At 70.5% G+C, this 22,482-nt stretch carries 21 protein-coding genes and 1 pseudogene; 8 read left to right on the top strand and 14 right to left on the bottom strand.

Features of this window, described 5'->3' with window-relative positions; genetic code table 11:
- Positions 1-289: 289 nt before the first annotated feature.
- The 4 genes and pseudogenes from RDV84_RS03915 to RDV84_RS03905 all read right to left on the bottom strand — a co-directional run bounded on the left by RDV84_RS03915 (position 290) and on the right by RDV84_RS03905 (position 5,407).
- Positions 290-670, bottom strand: coding sequence for a DUF3060 domain-containing protein (locus RDV84_RS03915; RefSeq protein ID WP_078997652.1), 381 nt, complete (start codon positions 668-670; stop codon positions 290-292).
- A gap of 145 nt (positions 671-815) precedes the next feature.
- Positions 816-953: pseudogene (locus tag RDV84_RS25825) on the bottom strand (DUF6053 domain-containing protein); the annotation flags it as partial.
- A gap of 23 nt (positions 954-976) precedes the next feature.
- Positions 977-4,165 (bottom strand): multidrug efflux RND transporter permease subunit, encoded by a 3,189-nt coding sequence (locus RDV84_RS03910; RefSeq protein ID WP_309152532.1) that lies wholly within the window; start codon positions 4,163-4,165, stop codon positions 977-979.
- A 9-nt stretch (positions 4,166-4,174) separates the two neighbouring features.
- Entirely contained in the window at positions 4,175-5,407 is a 1,233-nt protein-coding gene (locus RDV84_RS03905) for an efflux RND transporter periplasmic adaptor subunit (RefSeq protein WP_309152531.1), read from the bottom strand.
- 428 nt (positions 5,408-5,835) lie between these two features.
- Between RDV84_RS03905 and RDV84_RS03900 the strand changes: the two genes are divergently transcribed.
- Both RDV84_RS03900 and RDV84_RS03895 read left to right on the top strand, forming a co-directional pair.
- Positions 5,836-6,054: a hypothetical protein gene (locus tag RDV84_RS03900; protein WP_309152530.1), complete on the top strand. Its 219-nt coding sequence runs from the start codon at positions 5,836-5,838 to the stop codon at positions 6,052-6,054.
- A 301-nt stretch (positions 6,055-6,355) separates the two neighbouring features.
- The gene (locus RDV84_RS03895) at positions 6,356-7,963 is read left to right on the top strand and encodes a hypothetical protein (protein ID WP_057946082.1); all 1,608 of its coding nucleotides are present in this window, start codon (positions 6,356-6,358) and stop codon (positions 7,961-7,963) included.
- Positions 7,964-8,077: 114 nt separating this feature from the next.
- Here the strand turns inward: RDV84_RS03895 and RDV84_RS03890 are convergent, their stop codons facing one another.
- On the bottom strand, positions 8,078-8,974 hold the full coding sequence (locus RDV84_RS03890; RefSeq protein WP_057946083.1) for a LysR family transcriptional regulator ArgP: 897 nt from the start codon (positions 8,972-8,974) through the stop codon (positions 8,078-8,080).
- 109 nt (positions 8,975-9,083) lie between these two features.
- Here RDV84_RS03890 and RDV84_RS03885 point away from each other — a divergent pair, with 109 nt between their 5' ends.
- Positions 9,084-9,701 (top strand): LysE/ArgO family amino acid transporter, encoded by a 618-nt coding sequence (locus RDV84_RS03885; protein WP_057946084.1) that lies wholly within the window; start codon positions 9,084-9,086, stop codon positions 9,699-9,701.
- 63 nt (positions 9,702-9,764) lie between these two features.
- On the opposite strand, the gene RDV84_RS03880 is transcribed toward RDV84_RS03885, so the two are convergent.
- The 4 genes from RDV84_RS03880 to RDV84_RS03865 all read right to left on the bottom strand — a co-directional run bounded on the left by RDV84_RS03880 (position 9,765) and on the right by RDV84_RS03865 (position 15,826).
- Positions 9,765-10,370 (bottom strand): LysM peptidoglycan-binding domain-containing protein, encoded by a 606-nt coding sequence (locus tag RDV84_RS03880; protein ID WP_158229870.1) that lies wholly within the window; start codon positions 10,368-10,370, stop codon positions 9,765-9,767.
- A 149-nt stretch (positions 10,371-10,519) separates the two neighbouring features.
- The gene (locus tag RDV84_RS03875) at positions 10,520-10,969 is read right to left on the bottom strand and encodes a septal ring lytic transglycosylase RlpA family protein (protein WP_250447220.1); all 450 of its coding nucleotides are present in this window, start codon (positions 10,967-10,969) and stop codon (positions 10,520-10,522) included.
- 567 nt (positions 10,970-11,536) lie between these two features.
- Positions 11,537-14,305 carry a hypothetical protein gene (locus tag RDV84_RS03870; protein ID WP_309152529.1) on the bottom strand — a complete coding sequence of 923 codons (2,769 nt, stop codon included), beginning with the start codon at positions 14,303-14,305 and terminating at the stop codon, positions 11,537-11,539.
- Positions 14,306-14,611: 306 nt separating this feature from the next.
- Positions 14,612-15,826 carry a serine hydrolase domain-containing protein gene (locus RDV84_RS03865; RefSeq protein WP_309152528.1) on the bottom strand — a complete coding sequence of 405 codons (1,215 nt, stop codon included), beginning with the start codon at positions 15,824-15,826 and terminating at the stop codon, positions 14,612-14,614.
- Positions 15,827-16,032: 206 nt separating this feature from the next.
- On the opposite strand from RDV84_RS03865, the gene RDV84_RS03860 reads away from it, so the two are divergent.
- A complete protein-coding gene (locus tag RDV84_RS03860) occupies positions 16,033-16,563 on the top strand; it encodes an RNA polymerase sigma factor (RefSeq protein ID WP_309152527.1) in 531 nt (176 codons plus the stop codon).
- On the top strand, positions 16,560-17,339 hold the full coding sequence (locus RDV84_RS03855) for a hypothetical protein (protein WP_309152526.1): 780 nt from the start codon (positions 16,560-16,562) through the stop codon (positions 17,337-17,339). Before RDV84_RS03860 ends, RDV84_RS03855 begins: the two co-directional genes overlap by 4 nt.
- A 13-nt stretch (positions 17,340-17,352) precedes the next feature.
- On the opposite strand, the gene RDV84_RS03850 is transcribed toward RDV84_RS03855, so the two are convergent.
- From RDV84_RS03850 to RDV84_RS03840, 3 genes are all read right to left on the bottom strand, one after another.
- Positions 17,353-17,592: a hypothetical protein gene (locus RDV84_RS03850; RefSeq protein ID WP_078997670.1), complete on the bottom strand. Its 240-nt coding sequence runs from the start codon at positions 17,590-17,592 to the stop codon at positions 17,353-17,355.
- 215 nt (positions 17,593-17,807) lie between these two features.
- Positions 17,808-18,239, bottom strand: a complete 432-nt coding sequence (locus RDV84_RS03845; protein WP_309152525.1) for a VOC family protein — start codon at positions 18,237-18,239, stop codon at positions 17,808-17,810.
- Positions 18,240-18,296: 57 nt separating this feature from the next.
- Complete coding sequence (locus RDV84_RS03840) at positions 18,297-18,722, bottom strand: helix-turn-helix transcriptional regulator (protein WP_057949926.1); 426 nt, start codon at positions 18,720-18,722, stop codon at positions 18,297-18,299.
- A gap of 207 nt (positions 18,723-18,929) precedes the next feature.
- Between RDV84_RS03840 and RDV84_RS03835 the strand changes: the two genes are divergently transcribed.
- Positions 18,930-19,463: a lipocalin-like domain-containing protein gene (locus RDV84_RS03835; RefSeq protein WP_309152523.1), complete on the top strand. Its 534-nt coding sequence runs from the start codon at positions 18,930-18,932 to the stop codon at positions 19,461-19,463.
- A 6-nt stretch (positions 19,464-19,469) separates the two neighbouring features.
- Here the strand turns inward: RDV84_RS03835 and RDV84_RS03830 are convergent, their stop codons facing one another.
- Positions 19,470-19,862, bottom strand: coding sequence for a hypothetical protein (locus RDV84_RS03830; RefSeq protein WP_309152522.1), 393 nt, complete (start codon positions 19,860-19,862; stop codon positions 19,470-19,472).
- Between the two features lie 262 nt (positions 19,863-20,124).
- Between RDV84_RS03830 and RDV84_RS03825 the strand changes: the two genes are divergently transcribed.
- On the top strand, positions 20,125-20,349 hold the full coding sequence (locus tag RDV84_RS03825) for a hypothetical protein (RefSeq protein ID WP_078997674.1): 225 nt from the start codon (positions 20,125-20,127) through the stop codon (positions 20,347-20,349).
- 54 nt (positions 20,350-20,403) lie between these two features.
- On the opposite strand, the gene RDV84_RS03820 is transcribed toward RDV84_RS03825, so the two are convergent.
- Positions 20,404-21,273 (bottom strand): CE1 family esterase, encoded by an 870-nt coding sequence (locus RDV84_RS03820; RefSeq protein WP_309152521.1) that lies wholly within the window; start codon positions 21,271-21,273, stop codon positions 20,404-20,406.
- Positions 21,274-21,752: 479 nt separating this feature from the next.
- Here RDV84_RS03820 and RDV84_RS03815 point away from each other — a divergent pair, with 479 nt between their 5' ends.
- A complete protein-coding gene (locus RDV84_RS03815) occupies positions 21,753-22,481 on the top strand; it encodes a DUF3348 family protein (RefSeq protein WP_309152520.1) in 729 nt (242 codons plus the stop codon).
- Position 22,482 lies beyond the last annotated feature (1 nt).

The raw sequence follows: 22,482 nt of genomic DNA, 5'->3' as shown, positions 1-22,482 counted from the left end.
GGCGCGCCGCCGCGCGGGTGCCGCGCCGGTCGCGCGGCCGCTGGCGTCGCGGTGTTTACCCGTCGACCGCGCGCCATCGCGCCCGTGCCGACGATCCGGCGCGCGTGAAGCGCGTGAAGCGCGAGTAGCGCGAGTAGCGCGGCAGGAGCGGGTCGCGACCGAGGCCGATCAGGGCGGCCGCCCGCGAATCGGCGCCGGTCCTGCGCCCGCGCGCGGCGGCCGCACGCGCCGCGATAAAACGACGGCTTCGTCGCCCGCGCCGATGCGCCGGCGACGAAGCCGCGGCGGCTCAGCGCTTGGACACGCCGCTGCCGATGCCGGTCACCGACGAGGCCGGGCGGCCGTTCTTGGTCGGCGCCGACTTGTAGTAGACCTTGCTGCCCGCGCCGGTGATCTCCACGCGCTTGACCGAGTCCACCTGGACGGTGTTGCCGGCGCCGTCGACGGTGACCGAGGTCAGCGGGCCGGACACGGTGATGCGGTTGTTGGAGCCGACGATCTGCAACTGGCCGCCGGTGCCGACGAAGCTGCGCTCGATGTTGGTGCCTTCGATCGAGATGTTGCCGTCGGATTCCTCGACGGTTCCGGTGTCGCCGATGCCGGCGGCATGCGACGGGCCGGCAAGGCCCAGGGACAGCAGCAGGGCCAGCGAAGCGATCTGGTTCTTCATGAATTCCTTCCTTGATTGGGTTGCGGCGCATCGCGCGGCCGTGCGATGCACGGTCTTGGGGGACAGGGGAAGCGCGGATGCCCGGCGATTCTAGCCAGCCGGCGACGACGGGTTTGCGACCGGCGTTGCGCCGCCGCCGCAACCGTTAAGCCAAGAGCGCGGCGGCGCGCCCTCCGACAGAGCCCGTCGTGGAAGCGGCCCTGGCCGGCCGTGGAAGGGGCCCAAGCCCAACGGCTGTTGTGGGAGGGCCTTCAGGCCCGACGCTTTCGTACCCGCTCGCCGCGCGCCCTCACCTCGCACCCGCCATCAATGCGCCTGCGGCTTCCCCTCGCCGCGATGCCGCAGCCCCGCCAGCTTCTGCGCCACGCGCCGCACCAGCAGGTAGAACAGCGGGATGTAGAACACCGCCAGCACCGTCGCGGTCAGCGTGCCGCCGACCACCGCGGTGCCGATCTCGATGCGGCTGTTGGCGCCGCCGCCGGTCGACAGCGCCAGCGGCAGCGCGCCGAAGATGAAGGCGAAGCTGGTCATCAGGATCGGCCGCAGGCGCAGGCGCGCGGCTTCCAGCGCGGCCTCGACCGTGCCGGCGCCGCGGCGTTCGGCCTGCTCGGCGAACTCGACGATCAGGATCGCGTTCTTCGCCGCCAGGCCCATCGTGGTGATCAGGCCGATCTGGAAATAGACGTCGTTCTCCAGCCCGCGCAAGGTCACCGCCAGCACCGCGCCGACCAGGCCCAGCGGCACCACCAGCAGGACCGCGATCGGGATCGACCAGCTCTCGTACAGCGCGGCCAGGCACAGGAACACCAACAGTAGCGCCAGCGCGTACAGCAGCGGCGCCTGGCCGGTGGACAGGCGCTCCTGGTAGGACAGGCCGGCCCAGGCCACGCTGACGCCGGGGATTTCGCGCGCGAGTTCTTCCATCCGCGCCATCGCGGTGCCGCTGCTGACGCCGGGCGCGGGCGTGCCCTGCAGCTCGGTCGCCGGTACGCCGTTGAAGCGCAGCAGCGCGGTCGGCGCCTGCGCCCAGCCGAGCGTGGCGAAGGCCGAAAACGGCGTCATCTGCCCGTCGGCGCCGCGCACATGCCACTGGTACAGGCTGTCGGGCTCGTTGCGGAACGGCGCGTCGCCCTGCACGTACACGCGCTTGACCCGGCCGCGGTCGATGAAGTCGTTGACGTAGGTGCCGCCCCAGGCGGTGGACAGGGTCGAGTTCACCGCGTCCTGGGTCAGGCCCAGGCTGGAGAGCATCTGCGCGTCGCTGTTGACCCGCAGCGTCGGCGTGTCCGGCAGCAGGCTCGGGCGCACCGAACCCAGCAGCGGATCGCGCTGGGCCGCGGCGATCAGCCGCTCGCCGGCGGCGGCGAAGTCCGCGCGCGACATGCCGCTGGTGTTCTGCAGTTCCAGGGTGAAGCCGGTGGTCTGGCCGAAGCCGCGGATCGGCGGCGGCGCCAGCACGAACACGCTGGCGTCGCGCAGGCCCGACAGGCCCTTGCTGACCCGGTCGATCATCGCGTCGGCGCTGCCGGCGTCGGTCTCGCGCTGCGACCAGTCGGTCAGGCTGATGAAGCCCTGGCCGGAATTCTGCGCCGCGGTCGGGCCGCCGCCGCCGGCGACGATGAAGGCCGCGCTGATGAGCTCGGATTCGTTCTTGCTCAGGTATTGGTTGACCTGGTCGCGGACCTCGGTGGTGCGGCCGAGGGTGGCGCCGCCGGGCAGGCGGAACTGGACGTTGATGCGGCCCTGGTCTTCCGACGGCAGGAAGCCGGTGGGCAGGCGCAGGAACAGCAGCGCGAGCAGGCCGGCGATGCCGGCGTAGACCAGCAAGGCCAGCCAGTGGCGGCGGAACATCAGTTGCACGCTCTGCAGGTAGCGGCCGGTGGCCGCGTCCATGCCGCGGTTGAAACCGCGACCCAGCCGCGCCGGCAACGCCGCCAGCCCCGGCGCGCGCCGCGCCAGCCAACCCGGGCCCTGCGCCGCCTGCGCGTGCGGCGACTTCAGCAAGGTCGCGGTCAGCGCCGGGCTCAGCACCAGCGCCACCAGCACCGACAGCGCCATCGAGGAGACGATGGTCAGCGAGAACTGGCGATAGATCACCCCGGTGGAGCCGCCGAACATCACCATCGGCAGGAACACCGCCGACAGCACCAGCGCGATGGCGATCAGGGCGACGTTGATCTCGCGCATCGAGGCGATGGTGGCTTGGCGCGGGGTCATGTTCGGGTTCTCGTGCATCAGCCGCTCGACGTTCTCGACTACGACGATGGCGTCGTCGACGAGCAGGCCGATCGCCAGCACCAGGCCGAACAGGGTCAGCGTGTTGATCGAGAATCCGGCGGCGTAGATGATCCCGAACGTGCCCAGCAGCACCACCGGCACCGCGATCGCCGGGATCAGCGTGGCGCGCCAGCTCTGCAGGAACACGAACATCACGATCACCACCAGCACGATCGCTTCGATCAGGGTCTTGACCACCTCGCCGATGGAGAGCTTGATGAAGTCGGTGGCATCGTTGAGGTAGGCGACCTTCCAGCCCTGCGGCAGGTTGGCCGACAGCCGGGTCACCTCGGCGCGGACCAGTTCGGCCGATTCCAGCGCGTTCGCGCCGGGCGCCAACTGCAGCGCCATGCCGGCGGCGGGGTGGCCGTTGAGCAGGCTGGAGGAGTTGTAGTTCTCCGAGCCGATCTCCACCCGCGACACGTCGCCGAGCCGCACCGCGGCGCCGTTGGCCTGGGTCTTGAGCACGATCTGGCGGAACTGGTCGGCGGTCTGCAGGCGGGTCTGCGCGGTCACCAGCGCGTTGAGCATCTGGGTGGCCGGCTGCGGCTGGTCGCCGATCTGGCCGGCGGCGACTTCGGCGTTCTGGCTGCGGATCGCCGCGACCACGTCGCTGGGCATCAGCTGGAACGAGGCCAGCTTGGCCGGGTCCAGCCACACCCGCATCGCGTACGGGCTGCCGTAGACGTTGGCGTCGCCGATGCCGGCGATGCGCGAGATCGGGTCCTGGAAGTTGGTGGTGAGGTAGTCGGCGATATCGCGGTTGGTGACGGTGTTGTTCTCGTCGTAGATCGCCACCAGCATCAGGTCGTCGGGGTTGGCCTTGCGCACCACGATGCCCTGCTGCTGCACCTGCTGCGGCAGCCGCGGGATCGCCTGCTGGACCTGGTTCTGCACCTGCACCTGGGCGATGTCGGGATCGACGCTGGTGTCGAACGTGACCGAGATGGTGACCTGGCCGCGCGAGGTCGAGGTCGAGCTGAAGTACAGCATGCCGTCGATGCCGGTCAGCGTCTGCTCGATCACCTGGGTGACGCTGTTCTCGATGGTCTCGGCCGAGGCGCCGGGGTAGTTGGCGCGGATGCTGACGTTGGGCGGGGCGACGTTGGGATACTGCGAGATCGGCAGCGAGCGCATCGCGAACGCGCCGCCGAGCATCACCACGATGGCCAGCACCCAGGCGAAGATCGGGCGCTCGATGAAGACGCGGGAGATCATGCGCGGCCCTCAGCCTTGCTTGGTCGGCTGGGCGGACGCGGCGCCGGGAGGTTGCAGCTTCTGCGGGGTCGAGGCCGGCACCGCGCGCACCTGCGCGTCGCGGCGCAGCGAACCGATGCCCTGGGTGACGACCTTGTCGCCGGGATTGAGGCCGGTGGTGACGATCCAGTCGCTGCCGTCGACGCGGTCGGCGCCGATCGGGCGCTGCACCGCTTTGTTGTCGGCGCCGACCACCCAGACGAAGGCGTCGCCGGTCGGTCCGCGCACCAGCGCCTGCTGCGGCAGGCGATAGGCCGAGGTCTGGGTGGCCTGGGCCAGGCGCGCGCGCAGGAACATGCCCGGCAGCAGGGTGCCGTCCGCATTCGGCACGCGGATGCGCAGGGTCACCGTGCCGGTGGTTTCGTCGACCAGCACTTCGGAGAACTGCAAGGTGCCCGGCTGCGGATAGGGCTTGCCGTTGGGCAGGAAGATGCGCGCGTCGGCCTGGCTGGCCTGGACGTTGCCCGACGACAGCTGTTCGCGCAGCGTCAGCAACTGCTGCGCGGACTGCTGCACGTCGACGTAGATCGGGTCCAGCCGCTGGATCGTCGCCAGCGGCGCGGCCTGGTCGGGCGTGACCAGCGCGCCGACGGTGACCAGCGAACGGCCGATGCGGCCGTCGATCGGCGCCGGCACCGTGGCGAAGCGCAGGTTGATGCGCGCGGTCGACAGCGCGGCCTCGCGCTGGGCGACGTTGGCGCGCGCCTGGTCGGCGGCGGCGACGGCGTTGTCGTAGTCCTGGCGGCTGATCATCTGCGCGCCGACCAGCGACTTGTTGCGCTGGGCCAGCAGGTCGGCGGCGTTGAGCGCGGCGCGCGCGTTCTTCAGGTCGGCTTCGGCCTGCTCGACCGAGGCGCGGTAAAGGCTGGGATCGATCTGGTACAGCGGTTGCCCGGCGCGCACCTGGCTGCCTTCCTGGAACAGTTGGCGCTGCACCAGCCCGCCGATCTGCGGGCGCACCTCGGAGCTTTGGAACGCGACCGCGCGGCCGTTGAATTCGCTGGTGATCGCCACCGTGGTCGGCTGCATCACCACGTAGCCGACCTCGACGGCCGGATTCTGGCCCTTGCCGGGTTTGTCCTTGGCGCCGCCGCAGGCCGCCAGGGCCAGGCAGGCGAAGGCGATCAGGGGCAGGCGATGGGTCGATCCGGCGCGGTTGGCGGCACGATGGGCAAGAGGTGCGTCGAACAAGCGGGTGTCCATGGGTCCGGGGGGCGCCGTGTCGGCTAAACCGTCGCCGACCTTAGCATTCTCACCCGGTCGCGACGCTGACATGAAAATGACAACGCGCGGTCGGCGGATCGGTGTACACGGCGCAGCCCCGTGGACCTTGCCGACCTTGTCGGATGGGCGTGCGCAGCGGCGGCCAGGGGGCTGACGGGTTCCGGCTCGGAATGGCCGCAGATCGACGCTGGCGACGGGGATACCCATGCAGCGAGACCCCTCGCCGCACTTTCTTGGCGCATGTGATGTGCAGGCGATATGCGTTGCATGCATACAAGTTGGCAGCCCTCGCCACCAGCCGTTGAAACGCAACCGGCGCCGCGCCCGCGCGGGCGATTTGCGCACCTATACTCGATCCGGCGCCGGCACTGAGCCGGCGTCGGGTCTTTAATCCAAGGAGATATGGAATGAAGCGAAACGCTATCGGTTGGACGGCATTGGCGATGCTCATGTTCGGTATGGGCTTCGGTGCGTCGGCGACGGTGCCCGACCCGCAGGAATGCCAGGACTCATGCAATTTCTGGTTCGACCAGTGCCTGTTGGAGGGTCATCCGTCCAAAACCTGCTTCAAGGAGAACGTGGCCTGCATCCGCACCTGCCTGCTGTTGAGCGGTCAGGACGGCTGAACCTGGCGGGCGCCGGCAGCGCTCGCGCACCGTATCGCATTCCGGCCGCGGCGATCCCGCGGCCGTTTTCGTCGCACGGCACGCGCGGCCGATACCGGCCGGAACGACGCGCGCGCTGCGGCGATGCCGGCGTCGCGTTCGCACTTCGCGCGGCGGTGGGGGGCTGCCTGCGCGGCGCGCCCGTCGCGATCGCCTGCACCTCCCGCTCAACTACATGAACGCGGGCACTTAGGGGCGGCCCTAGTTATCGCCGCGGCGTTGCGCGGCTACCGTGCGCCCAAACCCATCGCAGGGCGCCGCCATGACCGACATCCAGCAAAAAGCCAGCGAAATCCTCGACAAGGGCTACCGCTGGCTCATCGCCGACAACTACGAGCAGCGAATGGATTTCTTCGCGCAGGAGCTCGACAAGCTCGATCCGTCCACGCGCGAGTCGTTGTTCCAGGAGATCCTCAAGCAAGACTCCGGCGCGACCCGTTCCTGGCTGACCGTCGACCGGCTCAACTCGCTGGTCGGCGAGGGCACCATCACCGATCGCGAGCGCCAGTCGATCTTCGACTCGTTCGGCCAGGCCTATGTCGACGGCCAGGTATCGTTCGAGGACGCGCTGTCGTTCACCAACATCTACGGTTCCGGCGCGGTCGCCGGCGGCGGCATGCTCACGCCCGATCCCGACCAGCTCAACGACCTGATCGGCACCCTGACCTCGAGCAACTCGTCCGCGTCCAGCGCCTTCATCGAGAAATTCGCCGGCGACATGCTGACCCAGCGCCTGTACGTCGACGGCCATCCGCAGATGCCGGAAACGCCGGCCTATGCCGGCATCCTGCTCAACGCCCTGGACCAGTCCGGCGGTTCGGACGCGGTCAACGCCGCGCTGGGCCGGCTCAGCCCTGACCAGCGCAACCAGTTGCGCGACGACGTGTCCCAGTATGGCATGGGCCTGCAGGCCAAGCACGACGCCGACGGCAGCAACGTGCGCGATCCGATGGCGATCCTGATCGAGAACACCTCGCGCCACGGCACGCCCGAGCAGGTGCGCGAACTGGTCGACTATGTCGGCGAGCACTCCAAGGGCGACGGCCTGGAGAACCAGTACTACACCTACGACAACAAGCCGCTGGACGCCCGCGCCGAAGCCCTGGGCGAGCTGATGCAGACCCATGGCGACACCATCCTCAAGGACGCGCTGGTGCCCAACCCGCAGCAGACCGCCGGCTCCAGCAACGAGAAGAGCACGGTGATCGGCGAGAACCTCGCCGCGCTGTCCAATCTGGTGCGCCTGACCGGTTTGAATCCGGACAACAGCCATAGCGCCGCGATCATGGACCAGCTCGGCCGGTTCACCGCCAACGACGTGCGCGTGAGCAACCGCGCCGAAGGCACCGACGTCACCGGCGACGGCAAGATCGACGAGGCCGACATCGAGGCGGTCGACCTGAGCACCACCCGCCTGGCGATGATCGGCGCGGTGATGCAGGACGCGGTGTCCTCCGGCTACGTCGACCTGCGCGCCGACCAGGCCGCGCGCGACGCCTTCGTCGGTTACCTGATCGACCTGGGCGTATCGGCGATCCCGGTCGGCGGCGACTTCGCCGCCAAGGCGATCACCAACAAGCTCGACGGCGTGCTCGGCGGCCTGAGCGAACAGGCCAAGACCGCGGTCGAGGACGCGCTGACCGCGATTCCCAAGCAACTGCTGACCGACGGCCAGGGCCAGCTGACCGACCAGGCCAAGCAGGCGATCATCGACGCGCTGCCCGAGGACTATCAGTACCTGGAAGGGCTGAAGAACGAATCCAACAGCTTCATCCAGGACGCGATCCTGAGCTCGTCGGCGCGCGACGGCGAGATCACCACGCAGATGGACAGCTACAAGAACTACATCGCCGGCGCCAAGGGCGGGTGACGGGTGAGCGCGCGCCGCTGCGGCGGCGCCGCTGCGCGGTAGCGTGAAGACGTCGCGCGTGCGCGCGGACCGACGCTGCGACGGCGCAGGCCGCGCCGTTGGGCGCGGCATCGTTCAAAGCCGCAGCGCTTCGGTCGCGGCCTCGCGCAGCGCGGCGCCGATGCGCTGCAACACCGACGAACGCACCGCCGCGTGCTGCCAGTACAGCGGCACGTCGAGCGAGCGGCCTGGATCGACCAGCACGATGCGTCCGCCGCGCAAGGCCGCGCCGGTCAGCGATTCCGGCGCCAGGCACCAGCCCAGGCCGAGCGCGGAGGCCTCGACGAAGCCGGTCGAGGTCGGCACGTAGTGCACCGGCGGCGCCAGCCGCGCGCGGGTGATCCGGCGCACGTAGCGCCATTGCAACTCGTCCTTGCGGTTGAACACGATCATCGGCGCGCGCGCCAGCGCGGCGGCGTTCATGCCGTCGGCGAAGTGGCGCGCGGCGAACTGCGGCGAGGCGATCGCGCGATAGCGCATGACGCCCAGCGGATGCACGTTGCAGCCCTGCAGCGCATTGGCCTCGGCGGTGATCGCGCCGAGCGCGGTGCCGTTACGCAGCAGGTCCAGGGTGTGGTCCTGGTCGTCGACGCGGATGTCGAACAGATAGCCGTGCTGGCGGTGCAGGCGCGCCATCGCCGCCAGGAACCAGCTGTCGAGCGAATCGTCGTTGACCGCGACCACGACCGGCCGGGTCGGCGCGGCTTCGCGGTCTTCGGGCAGGAAGTCGGCCAGCGCCTCGGCCTCCAGCGCCTGCATCGGCCGCACCCGGCGCAGCAGCCGCTCGCCGGCGCGGGTCGGCCGGCACGGCGCCTGGCGCACCACCAGGACCTGGCCGAGCCGGTCCTCCAGCGCCTTGATCCGCTGCGACACCGCCGAAGCGGTGACCGACAGCCGCCGCGCCGCGGCTTCGAAACTGCCTTCCTCGAGCACGGCGGCGAAGGCGGCGAGTTGCGGATGGAGCAGGTCCATGGCCGGCCCTTCATTAGAAATTCTTCATAGAGTAAAGGAAAATTAGCTGGCCTTAAGCGGTACGCGCCGGCAGGATGCCGCGTCCCCGCCGCTTTCCCGGAGTTTCGTCATGCTGTCCGCCGCCGCCCTCGCCGGTTTCCTCGCCAGTGCCGGCCTGATCATCGCCATCGGCGCGCAGAACGCGTTCGTGCTGCGCCAGGGTCTGGCCCGCCGCCATGTTGGCCCGGTGGTGGCGATCTGCGCCTTCAGCGACATCGCCCTGATCCTGGCCGGCGTCGCCGGCATCGGCGCGCTGGTGCAGGCCTGGCCGACCCTGCTGCAGGTGCTGCGCTTCGGCGGCGCCGCCTTCCTCGGCGTCTACGGTTTCCTGGCCGCGCGCCGCGCCTGGCAGGGCAGCGGCGGGCTGGCCGCGTCCAACGCCCAGCAGCAGACCCTGCGCACGGCGGTGCTGACCTGCCTGGCCTTCACCTTCCTCAATCCGCACGTGTACCTGGACACCATGGTCCTGCTCGGCAGCCTGTCGACCCGCTACGACGGCGATCTGCGCTGGGCCTTCGCCATCGGCGCCTGCCTGGCCAGCGTGGTCTGGTTCGCCTCGCTGGGCTTCGGCGCGCGCCTGCTGCAGCCGGTGTTCCGCAACCCGCGCGCGTGGCGGGTGCTCGACGGCGGCATCGCCTTGTTCATGTGGGCGCTGTGCCTGATGTTGCTGTTGCAGCCGCTGGGCTGAGCGCTTCGGTGCGGCAACGAAAAAGGCGCGCCGCGGGGCGCGCCTTTTTCGTTCGCGCGGCGCTCAGACTTCGTTGTTGATCTCGGTCTCGCGCTGTTGGCCGGCTTCGCGCGCGGCCTGGGCCAGGTCCGGACGGCCGGCGTTTTCGTAGCGCTGGGCGATCTTTTCGCCGATCGCGGCCGCTTCCTTGCCGAAGTCTTCGCGGCTGTTGCCGCTGTAGGTCATGCTGGCGTCGATCTCGGCCTTCACCGCCTGGGTGAACTCGACCTTGGCGTCGGTCACCGCCTTGGACTTGGTTTCCCATTCGCCGTGGGTGGCGGAGGGCTGCTCGCTGTCGTCGAGCGCCTGGGCGTACTTGGCCGCGGCCGCGTCGCTGGCCCTGGCTTCGTCGCTGGGCACGAACACGGTTTCGCCCGGATAGATCAGGTCGGCGCTGCGGGTGTTCGGATTCGACGCGGGGTCCAGGCTGAATTGAGGATTGGCCGCCAGCAGCTGCGCCAGCGGGATGTCGTTGGCCTCGGCGATCTCGCTCAAGGTGTCGCCGGGTTCGACCACGACCGGTTTATAGCCGACGGGTACGGCCACCTGCCGGTTCTCGATCTCGGCCTTGGTGTTGACCAGGTCGCCCAATTGCGGGCCGGAATAGGACGGGCCGTTCAGGGTCGTCATCGCTTGCCTCGGTGCGTGCGGGGGATGCCGGGGCATTGCAGCCGATGACGGGGACGGATCACAGCTGGGGCTGACCCTAATGCTTGCGTCGCGGTGTCATGGCGTGGGCATGACCACCCGCGCGCCGTCGTCGCCGCGCCGCGCCGCGCTTATTGCACTTGATAGTCGACGCCGATGACGCCCAGGTCCGGATTGGCGATGCGCAGGAACGCGCCGTAGGTCAGGTCGATGCAGACCGCGCCGCCGAAGCCGCCGCGATCGTTGATGCGCACCACCACCGAACGGCCTTGATAAGTCACGCGCACATTGGTGCCGAACGGCAGCGAGTTGTGCGCGGCGGCCAGGGCGAAGCGGTGGAACGGTTCGCCGCTGGCGGTCGGCCAGCCTTCCGGAATCTCGCCTTCGGCGCCGTACCAGGTCGCATTGCACACCGCCAGCGTACCGCTTTGCGCGGAGGCGCCGGGATCGAGCAGCTCGACGGTGGGCACGGACGGGTAGTTCGGCGACAGCGGTTGCTGTGCGAACGCGGTTGTGGACGCGCACAGCGCGCCGGCGACGAACAGGACGCGGACGAACGGACGCAGTGCGGTAGCGGGCATCGCGGTTTCCTCTGGCAAGGGGGCGGGCGAACGGCGCGCGCGCGGTGCCGCCGGATCGCGGCACCGCGCGCGGCCGCGCGGACGCGCGTCCACGCCGCATGGGGGAGGTCATGCATGAGGCCGGCGCGCAGGCGCATTGGACGTTGCGTTTGTTCAAGACCGCGCGAAGCCGCGCCGGCATTCGCTCGCAGTTTTCCGGCGCCGCGCGTCACGCACGGTGAGCGTCGGTGGAGCCCGTGCGGTCTTGTGTGGCGGGGCTCGCAACGCGGCGGGTGCGCGCATCACAGACGGTGTTCACGATCCTGACGCAATGGCGCGCGCGGCGCCCCGGGGAAGGCGCCGCACGCGGTAGCGGAGTGTGCGGTGCGACGTTGTTTGCGCGGATGGAGACGTGGCGCTTGGCGGGCTGCGGATGTTGGAGCGGGCGTGCGAGGTGTTCCGCTCGGCTGCGAGGGCCGACGCAGGCGTTCGAGTTTTCCGTTCGGCATTCGGATGCCGATGCAAGCGTTCGAGTTTTCCAGTCGGCTCCGGACGCTTTCGCCGGCGTCCGAAGTTCTTCGCCGGGGCTCAGAGCTCGAGCACCCAGTCGTTATAACCGGGGAAGTAGGTCGGATGCTTGTCCATGTACTCCTCGACCTCGTCCATGTGCTCCTTCTCGCGCTTGAAGTCGGCCTTGCGCTTGTCGGGGTCGAGGAACTCGACATAGGTGTCGGCGCCGCGGTCCTTCTCCCACTTGCCCTTGAAGTCGGCGAATTCCTCGCGGTGGAAGTCGAAGATGCTGCGGTCGCCCGGCGCCTGGCGGCCGCCCCAGTCGGCGCCGCGCAGTTCGCGCAGGTTGTTGATGTAGTCGCGCGCGTTGCCGAAGCTGTTGAGCGTGGTCACCGCATAGTCGTACTTGAGGTTCCAGTCGCCGTGGGTCACGCCGTCGTCGCCGAGCTTGCTGAACCAGTCGTACTGTTCGCTGGCTTCCTTCTTGTCCTTGGCGTTGTTGACGAACACCGAGACCAGTTCCGAGGCCACGCTCAGCAGCATGCCGACCGGCCCGAGCCCGCGGGTGATCGCGCCGACCACGCGCTCGGCGACCGCGCCGGCGGCTTGCCCGCCGACCGCGGAAACGAAGCGACTGCCGGCCTTGAGCACGTCCGGGGCGAGGTCGAGCGTGCCGGAGACCACGTTGAGCACCGCCTCGGCCTTTTCCGCGCTGGAGCTGTCGCCCTTGAACGCCTCGGCCGCGCCCATGCCGCCGGTGACCACGCCGAGCACGCCGCCGGCCTTGCCGGAATAGTCGGACAGCACCTTCAGCGTCGACTGCGAGATGCGCGAGAGATTGCCCTGGGCCGGATCGCCCGCGGTCCGCTCGATGCCCTCGACGATCTGGTCGCGGTTGGCGATATCGGTCGGCGGGATGTCGGCGGCGCCGACGTTGTCGCCGATCGCCGACACCGCCTGGTTGCCGTAGCGCGTCTCCACGCCGATGTTCTCCTTGACCGCCTTGTCCACGTCGAGCAGGTCCAGCGCCGAGCCGTCGATGCCCTTGCCCAGGTTGGACAGCAGCTTCTTCGCATCGGGCAGCGAGCCGACCATGCCGATGATGCCGCCGGCGACGGCGAGCTTTTCCTCCGGCGTCTCGCCGAACCCGTCGTTGACCAGCCCGCGCACGGTCGAGGCGATGCCGATGGCGCCGCTGACCGACGGCAGCAGGCCGCTGGAATCGAGCTGGCCGATCAGGCCGCGGATGCTGTCCTTCCTGTCGCTCTTGAAATCCACATCGGCGAAGGCCTTGTCGATGTCCTCCGGCGCGTAGCCGTTCGCGCGCAGTTCCTTCGCCACCTGGGCGAAATCGCGCTTGGCGTCGTCGCCGCCCTTGTCGAGGAATTCCTTGACGCCTTCGGTCAGGTCGACCGGCAGCTTGGCCTTCTCCATCGCGGTGGTGATCGCGCCGAGGCCGGCCTCGACGCCGTCCACGTCGGCCTCGGGCGTGAATTCGCCGTCGGCGAGGCCGGCATCGATGTCGCGCGCCAATGCGTTCATCGCGAACGTCTGCCCGGCGGACTTGGCCCGCTCGGGATCGAGCAGGCCCAACTGCGAGACCGCGTCCTCGACATCGGCCTGCGCGCGCGGCTGGTCCCACTTGGGCAGCTTGCCGATCTCCTGCACGTAGTCCGGGCTCTCCACCACCTTGGCCAGCTTGTCGGCCATCGACTTGCGGTCTTCTTCCGGAACCTTGCCGACGGCTTCCTTGAGGCTCTTCTCGTAAAGCGCCGACACCTGTTCGTCGCGCATCAGCGCGTCCAGCCGCCGGTTGATCTTGCCCTCGTCGAGCATTTCCTTCATGTCGGCCGGTTCGAGCTTGAGCAGGTTCTCGGTCTCGGTCTTGGTGCGGCCGCCGACGTTGATGTGGCGGTTCTCGTAGACCGGATGGACGAACTTGCCGTTGGTCACCGCGCTGCGCGCCTCGACCATGCGCAGGAACTCGGCCTGCGGGCTGCCGTCGTAGAGATCCTTCTTGCCCTTGATCTCGTCGATCATCAGTTTCATCGCCGCGTCGCCGACTTTGAGCTTGTGGCCGTCGACTTCCTCGCTGGTCTCCAGCGAGAACACGTCGGTCTTGGCGGTCGGGTCGAGCTTGGCGCGCTCGCGCGCGTTGTCGATGGTCTGCTGGCCGACGTCGAGATAACTGCGCTCGGCCAGCGCGTACACGTCGGGCGCGCTGGCCTTGTCGACCGCGAACTTGCCGCCGTCCTTGGTCTCGAAGCGCAGCCAGCCGTCCTTGTATTCGCCCGGGTAGGAGACGTTCTTGATGTCGTCGTAGACGACGCGGTCGTCCTGGCCGAATTCGCGGAAACCGTCGTTGAGGATGTCCTTGGGCGGCTCGGCCGGCTTGTCGTCCTTCGGTGCTTCCGGTTCGGGCGCAGGCTCGGGCTTGCGCCCGGTGTCGACGAATTCGGCGGCCTTGTCCTTGGGGATATGGTCGTCGCCGAAGCCGCGGCCGACCGCGTCGAGCAGACGCTTGCGGTCGCTGTCGTCGAGCCGTCCGTTGTCGACGAGTTTGTCGAGCCGGTCTTTCTGCAGCCACGAATCCAGCGCGCCCTTGTCCTTTTCCATCACCGTGCCGATGAAGCGGCCGCGGTCCTGCGGGCTCAGGGTGGGCAGGAATTCGCTGGCCAGCGATTCCAGGCGGCGGTCGTAGTCGTCCTTTTTGGCTTTCTTTTCGCCGACGTCGTGCAGCTTGTCGGCGAGTTCCTCCAGTTCGGCCTTGGTCGGCGATTTGTAGTCGCCGTTGCCGGGCACGTAGGTGGCGGCCTTGTTTTGCAGATTGAGGGCGGGAACGGACATGGCGGGCTCGCGGGTCGTCGATTCGAGTGGGGTTCGGATCGCGGGCGCCGTGCGGTCGCTGGGTCGGAGGCGCAGCGGCGATGCGTCGTGCGTGGGATGCGTTCCCAACATGGAACCGGCGTGCGCGGCGGTGAACTGGGGCAAACCCGAGGTCGGTGGCGGCGAACTGCAAACCCGACGCGCAGATTCGCGATGCTGCAGGCGTATACGCTTGCGTGCGTCGGTGGCGATGCGGTCAATCTTTCAACGCGTGCGTCGGTGCGCGCAGCGCCGCGCGAGGCCGGCGCCGCGCGGTCGGCGCGACGCTCAGCGCGAAGGCTCCCAGAACCTCATCGAGCCGTATTCCCAGCGATACGGCGCGCCGGTCTCGCCGAGCACGAACGCGACCAGATGCGCGAACGCGGGTTCGGCGCGCACGTCGTTGGACAGCAGCACGACGCAGCGGCGGCCGCGTTCGATGCAGACCAGGGTGTTGCCGGTGTTGTCGTCGTGGCCGCCCTTCATGAAGCCCGCGCCCTGCGGCCCGCGAAACGCGACCACGCCCAGGCCGGCGGCAAGGTCGGGACGGCGCTGCGCGGCGGGCAGGTCGGGTTGCAGCACCGGGAACTGCGAAGCGCTGGCGATCGGCAACTGCGCGCGGACCATGTCCTTGCGCGAGCGCGGCGACAGGCCTTCGCCGCGCACCAGCGCCGCGGCGAAGCGGGCGATGTCGGCGATGCTGGTGTCCATCGAGCCGGCGGCGCGCACCCGGCTGCGCTCGTCGTGCGCCACCGCGGTTCCGTCGAGGGTCCAGCCGTCGGCGAGGTTGGCGGCGAAGCGCGGCTGCCAGATCATGCCGGTATCGCGCATGCCCAGCGGCGCGAACACGCGTTCGTCCATTTCCCGGCCCAGGTCCAGGCCGAGTCCGCGTTCGAGCGCGAACTGCAGCAGGATCAGGCCTTCGCCCGAATACGAATAGCGCGTGCCCGGTTCGAAATGGATGCGCAGGCGGCGGTCGGGTTCGAGGAAGGCGAAGTTGGCGAAGCCGCCGGAATGGGTGAGCAGGTGGCGCGCGGTGAGCTTGCGCCAGCGTTCGTCGCCGGCGAGGTCGGCGTAGGGGCCGTACTTGCGGTCGGCGGGGTAGTCGGGCAGCGGTCGGTCGAAGTAGTCGGCGAGCGGGCGGTCGAGTTCGATCCTGCCGTCGTCGACCAGTCGCATGACGGTGTAGGCGAACACCGCTTTGGTCAGCGAGGCGCCGTACATCACCGTGTCGGTGCGCAGCGGTTCGCCGCGCGCGTTGCGTTCGCCGTAAGCGCGGACCTGGACGACGCGGCCGTCGTCGACGACCGCGACCGCCAGCCCGCGCGCGCCGGTCGCGGCCATGGCGCGGGCGACTTCGGCGTCGAGCGCGGCCGGCTCGGGCAGTGCGTGCGGCCGGGCGAGGGGGCGTGCGGCGGCCGTGGGCAGCGCGGCGGCCAGCAGCAGGGCGGCGAGCAGCGCGGCGGCGCGCGGGCGGCGAAGCATGGATGCGGGCAGGGGCATGGCGCGTTCTCCTGGGATTCACCACACTCGACGCGCGGGGGCGGCGGAACTTACATCGCCGCGTGGCGGTGTCGCGGGCGGGGGCGGGTGGGGGACGGACGGGGCGATGTAAGTTCCGCCGCGCCGGCGCGTCTGCTCGGTCGAGACCCACGAACGGATCCCGATCCATGACGTCCCCGACCGCCCGCATCGAGAGGAGCGAGCCGATGAGCGCAAGCGAGCAGTCCCGGTTGGCCGAGTCGCTGGCGCGGCAGTACGGGCGGCTGGTGTTCCAGGCCGCCTACCGCGTACTCGGCGACGCGGCCCAGGCCGAGGACGTGCAGCAGGAGGTGTTCCTGCGCCTGCTGCAGTCCGACGGCCGCGACACGATCGAGTCCTGGCCGGCGTACCTGTCGGCGGCGGCCTCGCGCGCGGCCATCGACGTGCTGCGCCGGCAGCGGCGCTGGTGGCGGGCACTGCCGCTGTGGCGCGCGCAGCAGTCCGGCGCGGCCGAATCGGCCGAGCAGGCGAACCTGCACGACGAACGCGCGCGCCGCCTGCGCCAGGCGCTGGCCGGGCTGCCGCGGCGCGAGGCGCAATGCTTCGGCCTGCGCTACCTGGAAGGGATGGAGATCGAGCAGATCGCCCGATCCCTGCAACTGAGCGTCAACAACGTCAACGTCGTCCTGCACCGCGCCCGCCGCCGGCTCGAAGCCGAGCTGGCCGAACGCGGCGATACCACGGAGATCGCGCCATGAACCGCCACGACCACGAACTCTCCGCGCCGCTGGCCGACGCGGTGCGCGCCGCGCAGGCCGCGCCCGCCGACGCCGCCGACGCGGCCCAGGCGCGCTTGCTCGGACGCCTGCGCGCGCAGCCGCGTCCGGCCGACGGCGCGCGCCGACCGGCGCTGCCGCGCTGGCTCGCCGCCGGCGCGTTCGCGGCGCTGGCGGTGGTCGCGGTGTTGGCCGTGCCGCTGCTGCCGGGCGGCGGCGACGCCTTCGCCGCCGTGCAGCAGCGTCTGCGCGAAGCCGCGGTGCTCGACCTGCGGGTGATCCAGCGCATCGACGGACAGGTGTTGCAGACCTCGCGCACCGTGGTCGACCGGCGCGGCGTGCTGCGCACCGATGTCGGCGCGCAGCTGAGCGTGATCGTCGATCCGCCGCGCCGGCGCGTGCTGACCTTGCTGCACGATTCGCGCGAAGCCAGGATCATGCCGCTGAGCGCGCAGGCCGCGGCCGCCGCGGGCGACCTGGGCTGGTTGCGCGAACTGCGCGACTTCCAGGGCCGCGCCGAACGCCTGCCCGACCAGCGCGACCGCGACGGCCGCACCGTGCAGCGCTGGTCGCTGCGTCTGGGCGGCACGCCGGCGGAAATGTGGGCCGACGCCGCCGGCCTGCCGCTGCGCCTGCGCCGGGCCGGGCCGGGCGGGCTGCAGATCGACTACCGCTTCACCCTCGATCCGCCGCTGGCGCCGGGCTGGCTCAGCAGCGAGCCGCCAACGGGGTATGCGCTGGAGGACGCGCCGCGGTGAGCGGCGCCGGCGGCTATCGCGGCGCTTCGTCGCGCAGGTTCTCGCGCTGCGGCAGATCGCGCTGCGGTAGATAAGGCAGCGCGAACAGGTACAACCCGGTCAGCGCCAGCAGCGCGAGCGGCGCCAGCGGCAGGTAGGACATCCACAGCAGCGGCCGCTCTTGCGCCAGGGCGATGGTCGTGGCGATCACGCACAGGAAGAAGACGACGGACGTCCAGCGGTGGAACTGGCGGATCCAGCGGGTCGCGCGCATGGGCGTTCTCCAGGTCGGTGGGCGGGCGCGGGCGAGCCGCGCCCGTGCGGCCGCGGGATGCGGCCGGGTGCGAAGGTTCGGGAAGCCGGAACGGCCGGGGAGGATCGGTCCGCGAACCGCGGGCCGGGACGCGCGGTTCGGCTGCGGCGGCGCGGACGCCGTTGCTGCGCGGGCGGCGGACGGCGCCGGCGGATGCGGCGCCGCGCGGCGCGGGCTCAGCCGCGCGCCGGGGTCTGCTGGATGCGGATCAGGTTGCCGGCCGGGTCGCGCACCGCGCAATCGCGCAGGCCGTAGGGCTGGTCGACCGGCTCCTGCACGATCTCGGTATCGCCGGCCTGCAGCTTGGCGAAGGTGCCGTCCAGGTCGGGCGTGGCCAGGTTGAGCATGGCGAAGCTGCCCTTGGCCATCATCTCGGCGATCGCGCGTTGTTCGGCGTCGGTGAGGCCGGGCGTGGCCTGCGGCGGGTACAACACGATCGCGGTGTCGGGTTGGCCGGCCGGGCCGACGGTGATCCAGCGCAGGCCCTGGTAGCCGACGTCCTTGCGCACTTCGAAGCCGAGCGCGTCGCGGTAGAACGCCAGCGAGGCCTCCGGGTCGGTGTGCGGGAGGAAGCTGGAATGGATGCTGAGGTTCATGGCGGCGCTCATGGTGGCGATGTCCTGCGGGTGGTGGCGGGAGAGGCCATGCTAGGCGGGCGCGCGCCGCTACGCTTCTCGATTCCTGATCGGTCGCGTCACCTGCTTGGCGACGCAGGCCGGCATGCCGTCGGTGGCGTCGGCGTGCTGGCGCTGGTAGACGCTCGGCGGCATCCCGACCAGTTCGGCGAAGCGGGTGCTGAAAGTGCCCAGCGACGAGCAGCCGACCGCGAAGCAGACCTCGGTGACGCTGAGCCCGCCCGCGCGCAGCAGCGCCATCGCCCGTTCGATCCGCCGGGTCATCAGGTAGGAATAGGGCGATTCGCCGTAGGCGGCGCGGAACTGCCGGCTCAGGTGCCCGGCCGACATGTGCGCGCCGCGCGCCAGCGCCTCCACGTCGAGCGGTTGCGCGTACTCGCGGTCGATGCGGTCGCGGACCTTGCGCAGGCGCGCCAGGTCGCGCAGGTGGACCGGGTCGATGGGGCTGTCGTTCACGGCGGCGATGCTGCCACTGTCGCCGGACGCGCTCAAGCCGGCGCGGGCGCGCGAGGGACGCGCACGCCGCGGGCATGACAACGGACATGACAGCCGGCGCGACCGATGGCACGGGCGCGCGCCGGCGCGCGCCGGCAGCATCGGCGCGATCGCGCGCGCCGGCCGGCGCCGCGCGCCGCCCCGCACGCCTCAGTCAAGGAGCACCGCATGCCCCGCTTGTGTTCCGCGCTCTTCGCCAACGCGCTCTTCGCCAACGTGTTCTTCGCCATCGCGTTCCTCGCCGTCGCCTGGCTCGCGGCCGCGTCGCCGGCCGCCGCGGCCGATAGCGCGTCGTTGGTCGGCACCTGGCGGGTCGAGCGCATCGTCGACACCGACGCCGCCGGCAAACGCCACTATCCCTACGGCGAGAAACCCAAGGGCTACATCGTCTACGACCCCAGCGGCCACCTGCACGTGCAGATCATGCGCACCCCGGCGCCGCCGCCGTTCGCGGCCGGCGACGACGCCAAGGGCAGCGATGCGGAAACGCGCGCGGCCTTCCTCGGCTATGCCGCCTACTTCGGCACGTATCGCGTCGATGCGGCCAAGGGCGTGGTGGTGCACCGGGTCGAAGGCAGCCTGATGCCCAGTTACACCGGCACCAACCAACCGCGGCCGTTCCGGATCGACGGCGACGTGCTGACCATCGAAGGCGACAGCGAGGGCGTGCACTTCGTGCGCCAATTGCGCCGGGTGCGCTGAGCGCGCTCAGTCGGACGATGGATTCGGCGACAGTTCGCCGTTCCAGTCGTTGAACAAGAAGCCGCCGGTGCCCTCTTGCAGGGTCGTCTGCACTTCGATCAGGGTGTTCATCTCGTCGAGGGCTTCGTCGAGGTCGTCGATGGCGATCTCGAAGCGCGCGTCGCAGCCGCGCAACGCGTCTGCGTAGCCGCCGCCGGCGGCGATCGCGGCCGCTTCCCGCGCGACCTGCGCGCCGTGGACGAACGCGATCCGCAGCACCGGGCCGTCTTCGTCCCAGCGCACCTGCAGCCCTTGCGCCGCGGCCGCGACCTCCAGGCCCTGCGCCGACAGCGTGGCGTGCGCCCAGTCCAGGTCGAACGCGGCGGCGGGAAAGAGCACCATCGAGACGGCGGTGGTCATGGTGCGTTCCTTGGCGGGGCGCGGGTCGCGAGACGGCCAGGATAGCGCGCCTGCGTGCCCCGGCCCTGCCGTGTCGGGATCGCGGCGCGGGCGGGCGCGGCGCCGGCTGCGCAGCGGCGACGCGGGCCGGATTCGTCGCCGCGCAGCCGGTTTCGTCGCCCTGCCGGCGGTTTCGTCGCAATGCGCTTGCGGCGCCGGCGCGCGCCGCCGCAGTCTGACCCTGCGCCGGCCCCGCGGCGCCGTCCTGGAAGGAAGCCGCCCCGTGAAGACGCTGTTCGTCCTGCTCGCCTGGTGCCTGCTGTTCGTGCTGTGCTGGCCGCTGGCGCTGCTCGCGTTGGTGCTGTGGCCGCTGGTGTGGCTGCTGTCGCTGCCGCTGCGCCTGGTCGGCATCACCCTGGGCGCGGTGTTCGCGTTCCTGCAATCGCTGCTGTACCTGCCCGCGCGCCTGCTCGGCTGGCGTCCGGCGGCGCCGCAGTACGCGCCATGAGCCCGGCGCTGCGCGGTCGCCCCGCCGCGCAGCGCCGTCCTCGGCCGGCCGCGCTCAGAAACCCGACAGCCACTGCGCGACCGCCCGCAGGAAATAATCCGGCGGCTGGTGGTCGCGCAATCCGCCGCCGCCGGAGTACTGGCCGCCGGCGTACAGGGTGAAGCGCACGCCGGTCTTGCAGCCGCGATAGTCGCGGGTTTCGCCGTTGCTGTCGTAGCGGCTGGAACACTGTTGGCGGGCGGTCCAGAACGCGTTGTGTTCCTTGCCGAACAACCCGTCCGGACTGGCGGCGCCGAAATGATCGTCGTCGCGGCCGAAGAAGGTCCACACCGCCGGCATGCCGGTGCAGTCGGCATCGCTGGCCGGCGAGCCGAACCAGTACGGCCGGTTCGCCGCCACCGGCGCGATCGCGCGCAAATGCGAACCCAGATAGCAGCCGACCACCGCCGCCATGTCGCCGCCCCAGGAATGGCCGGTGGCGAAGACGCGATCGGTGTCGATCGAATAATCCCGTTCGGCCTGGGCCAGCAGCTCCTCGGCGAAACGGATGTCGTGCCAGCCGTCGTAGGGGCTGGCCTTCGGGCCCAGCGCCCAACCGCTGACGTCGCCCCAGACGTACAGCTGGTCGGGATAGACGAACACGGTGTCGTCCATCCAGCGTTCCAGGCCGACCACCTCGGGCGGCCGCCAGCCGGCGCCGAACCATTCGTGCATCTCGCGCCCGCTGGTGTCGGTGCCGGCGAACACCACCACCAGCCGGTAGCGCTTGTTGCGGTCGTAGTTGGCCGGCAGCGCGACGTAGTAGCTGCGCTCGCCGCCGGCGGCGTCGGAAAACACATGGGACAGCTGGCCGCTGGGCGGCGCTGCGTCGGCGGCGGGCGCCGGGCCCGGCAGGGCGGTGGCAGCGAGCAGTGCGAGCAGCATGGGGGTATGAATGGGCGAGCGCATCGTTCGACCTGTCGTGGGGGAAGGCACGGTGGAGGCGGCGGGCGCTGCGCCGGGCCGGGGCGAGTCGGGCCTGGCGGCGCGACTCGCCGTGCGGTCGGGGGGAATCGGCGTTCGCCCTCGTAGCCCCTGGCGGGGCGCGCCCACCTTCGCGCAGCGCGCGCGGCGCGTCTTGACCGGTTTGCGCCGCGCCGATGCGGATATGCGCCGAGTGCGCATCCAGGCCAAGAATCCGCTGTGACTGCGGCCGCAATCGGCGAAATCGCTGGTTCGGGGCGGCGATCGCGCGGCCGTCGCCGGCTAGTGGCCAGCACATCGACGCGGCTGCGTCAATGCATTCGCCGCGATTTACCGCGTTCAGCCGCGATGACCGCCGGCCCAACCGCGATGCCGTGCGAACCGCGGGCGGTCGCATCGCGCGTGTAAAATGACGAACTTTTAGCCAGACCAGTTTGATAGTGGAAGCTTCTCGACGGGCGGCGGTCCGTGGTCCGACCTTCATCCGCCTGCTCGCCCGCCTCGCCGATGCCGACGCCGCGCCCGATGCGCAGCCGCTGTCGGACCGGCTCAGCCAATGGATCGAATGGACCCAGACCCTGGCGCTGTCGGCAGCGTTGGACGGCGCCCCTGCGGTTGCGGGTTTCGGCGCGGCCGGCACGGTCCAAGCCGAGGCGCAGGAGTGCGCGCGGGTGCGGCGCATGCTGGCCGCGGCCATCGACGGCGATCGCGCGTTCGCGCCGCCGCGCGCGGGCGCGGCCATCGCCGGGGCCCGCTCCGCGGCCGCGGTCGAGGACGCCGGCGACTATCCGTTCTTCCGCCAGCGCTACCTGGTGCTGCAACAGACCCTGGAAGCCGGCGCCGGCCGCCTGCGCGAACGCCTGCGCGAGCGCCTGACCGTGGCTTCGCCCGAACTGGCCCGGCTGGCCGCGCTGGATGCGGTGATGGAACGCGCCCTGGGCCGGCGCGAACGCAGCCTGCTCGGCGCCGCGCCGGCGCTGCTGGGCCGGCGCTTCGAACGCCTGCGCGAACGCGCGCAGGACGCCGCCGACGGCGGCGAACCCGACCGCGAGACCTGGCTGCCCCGCTTCCGCGCCGACATGCGCGAGGCCTTGCACGCCGAACTGGATCTTCGACTTCAACCTGCGCAGGGCCTGCTCGACGCCCTGCGCGCACGCGCAAACGACTGAC

It is taken from the genome of Lysobacter yananisis, from assembly GCF_031199375.1.
GTDB lineage: Bacteria > Pseudomonadota > Gammaproteobacteria > Xanthomonadales > Xanthomonadaceae > Lysobacter > Lysobacter yananisis.
The sequence above is the reverse complement of the archived record's forward strand: the minus strand, read 5'-3'. Positions and strand labels throughout refer to the sequence as shown.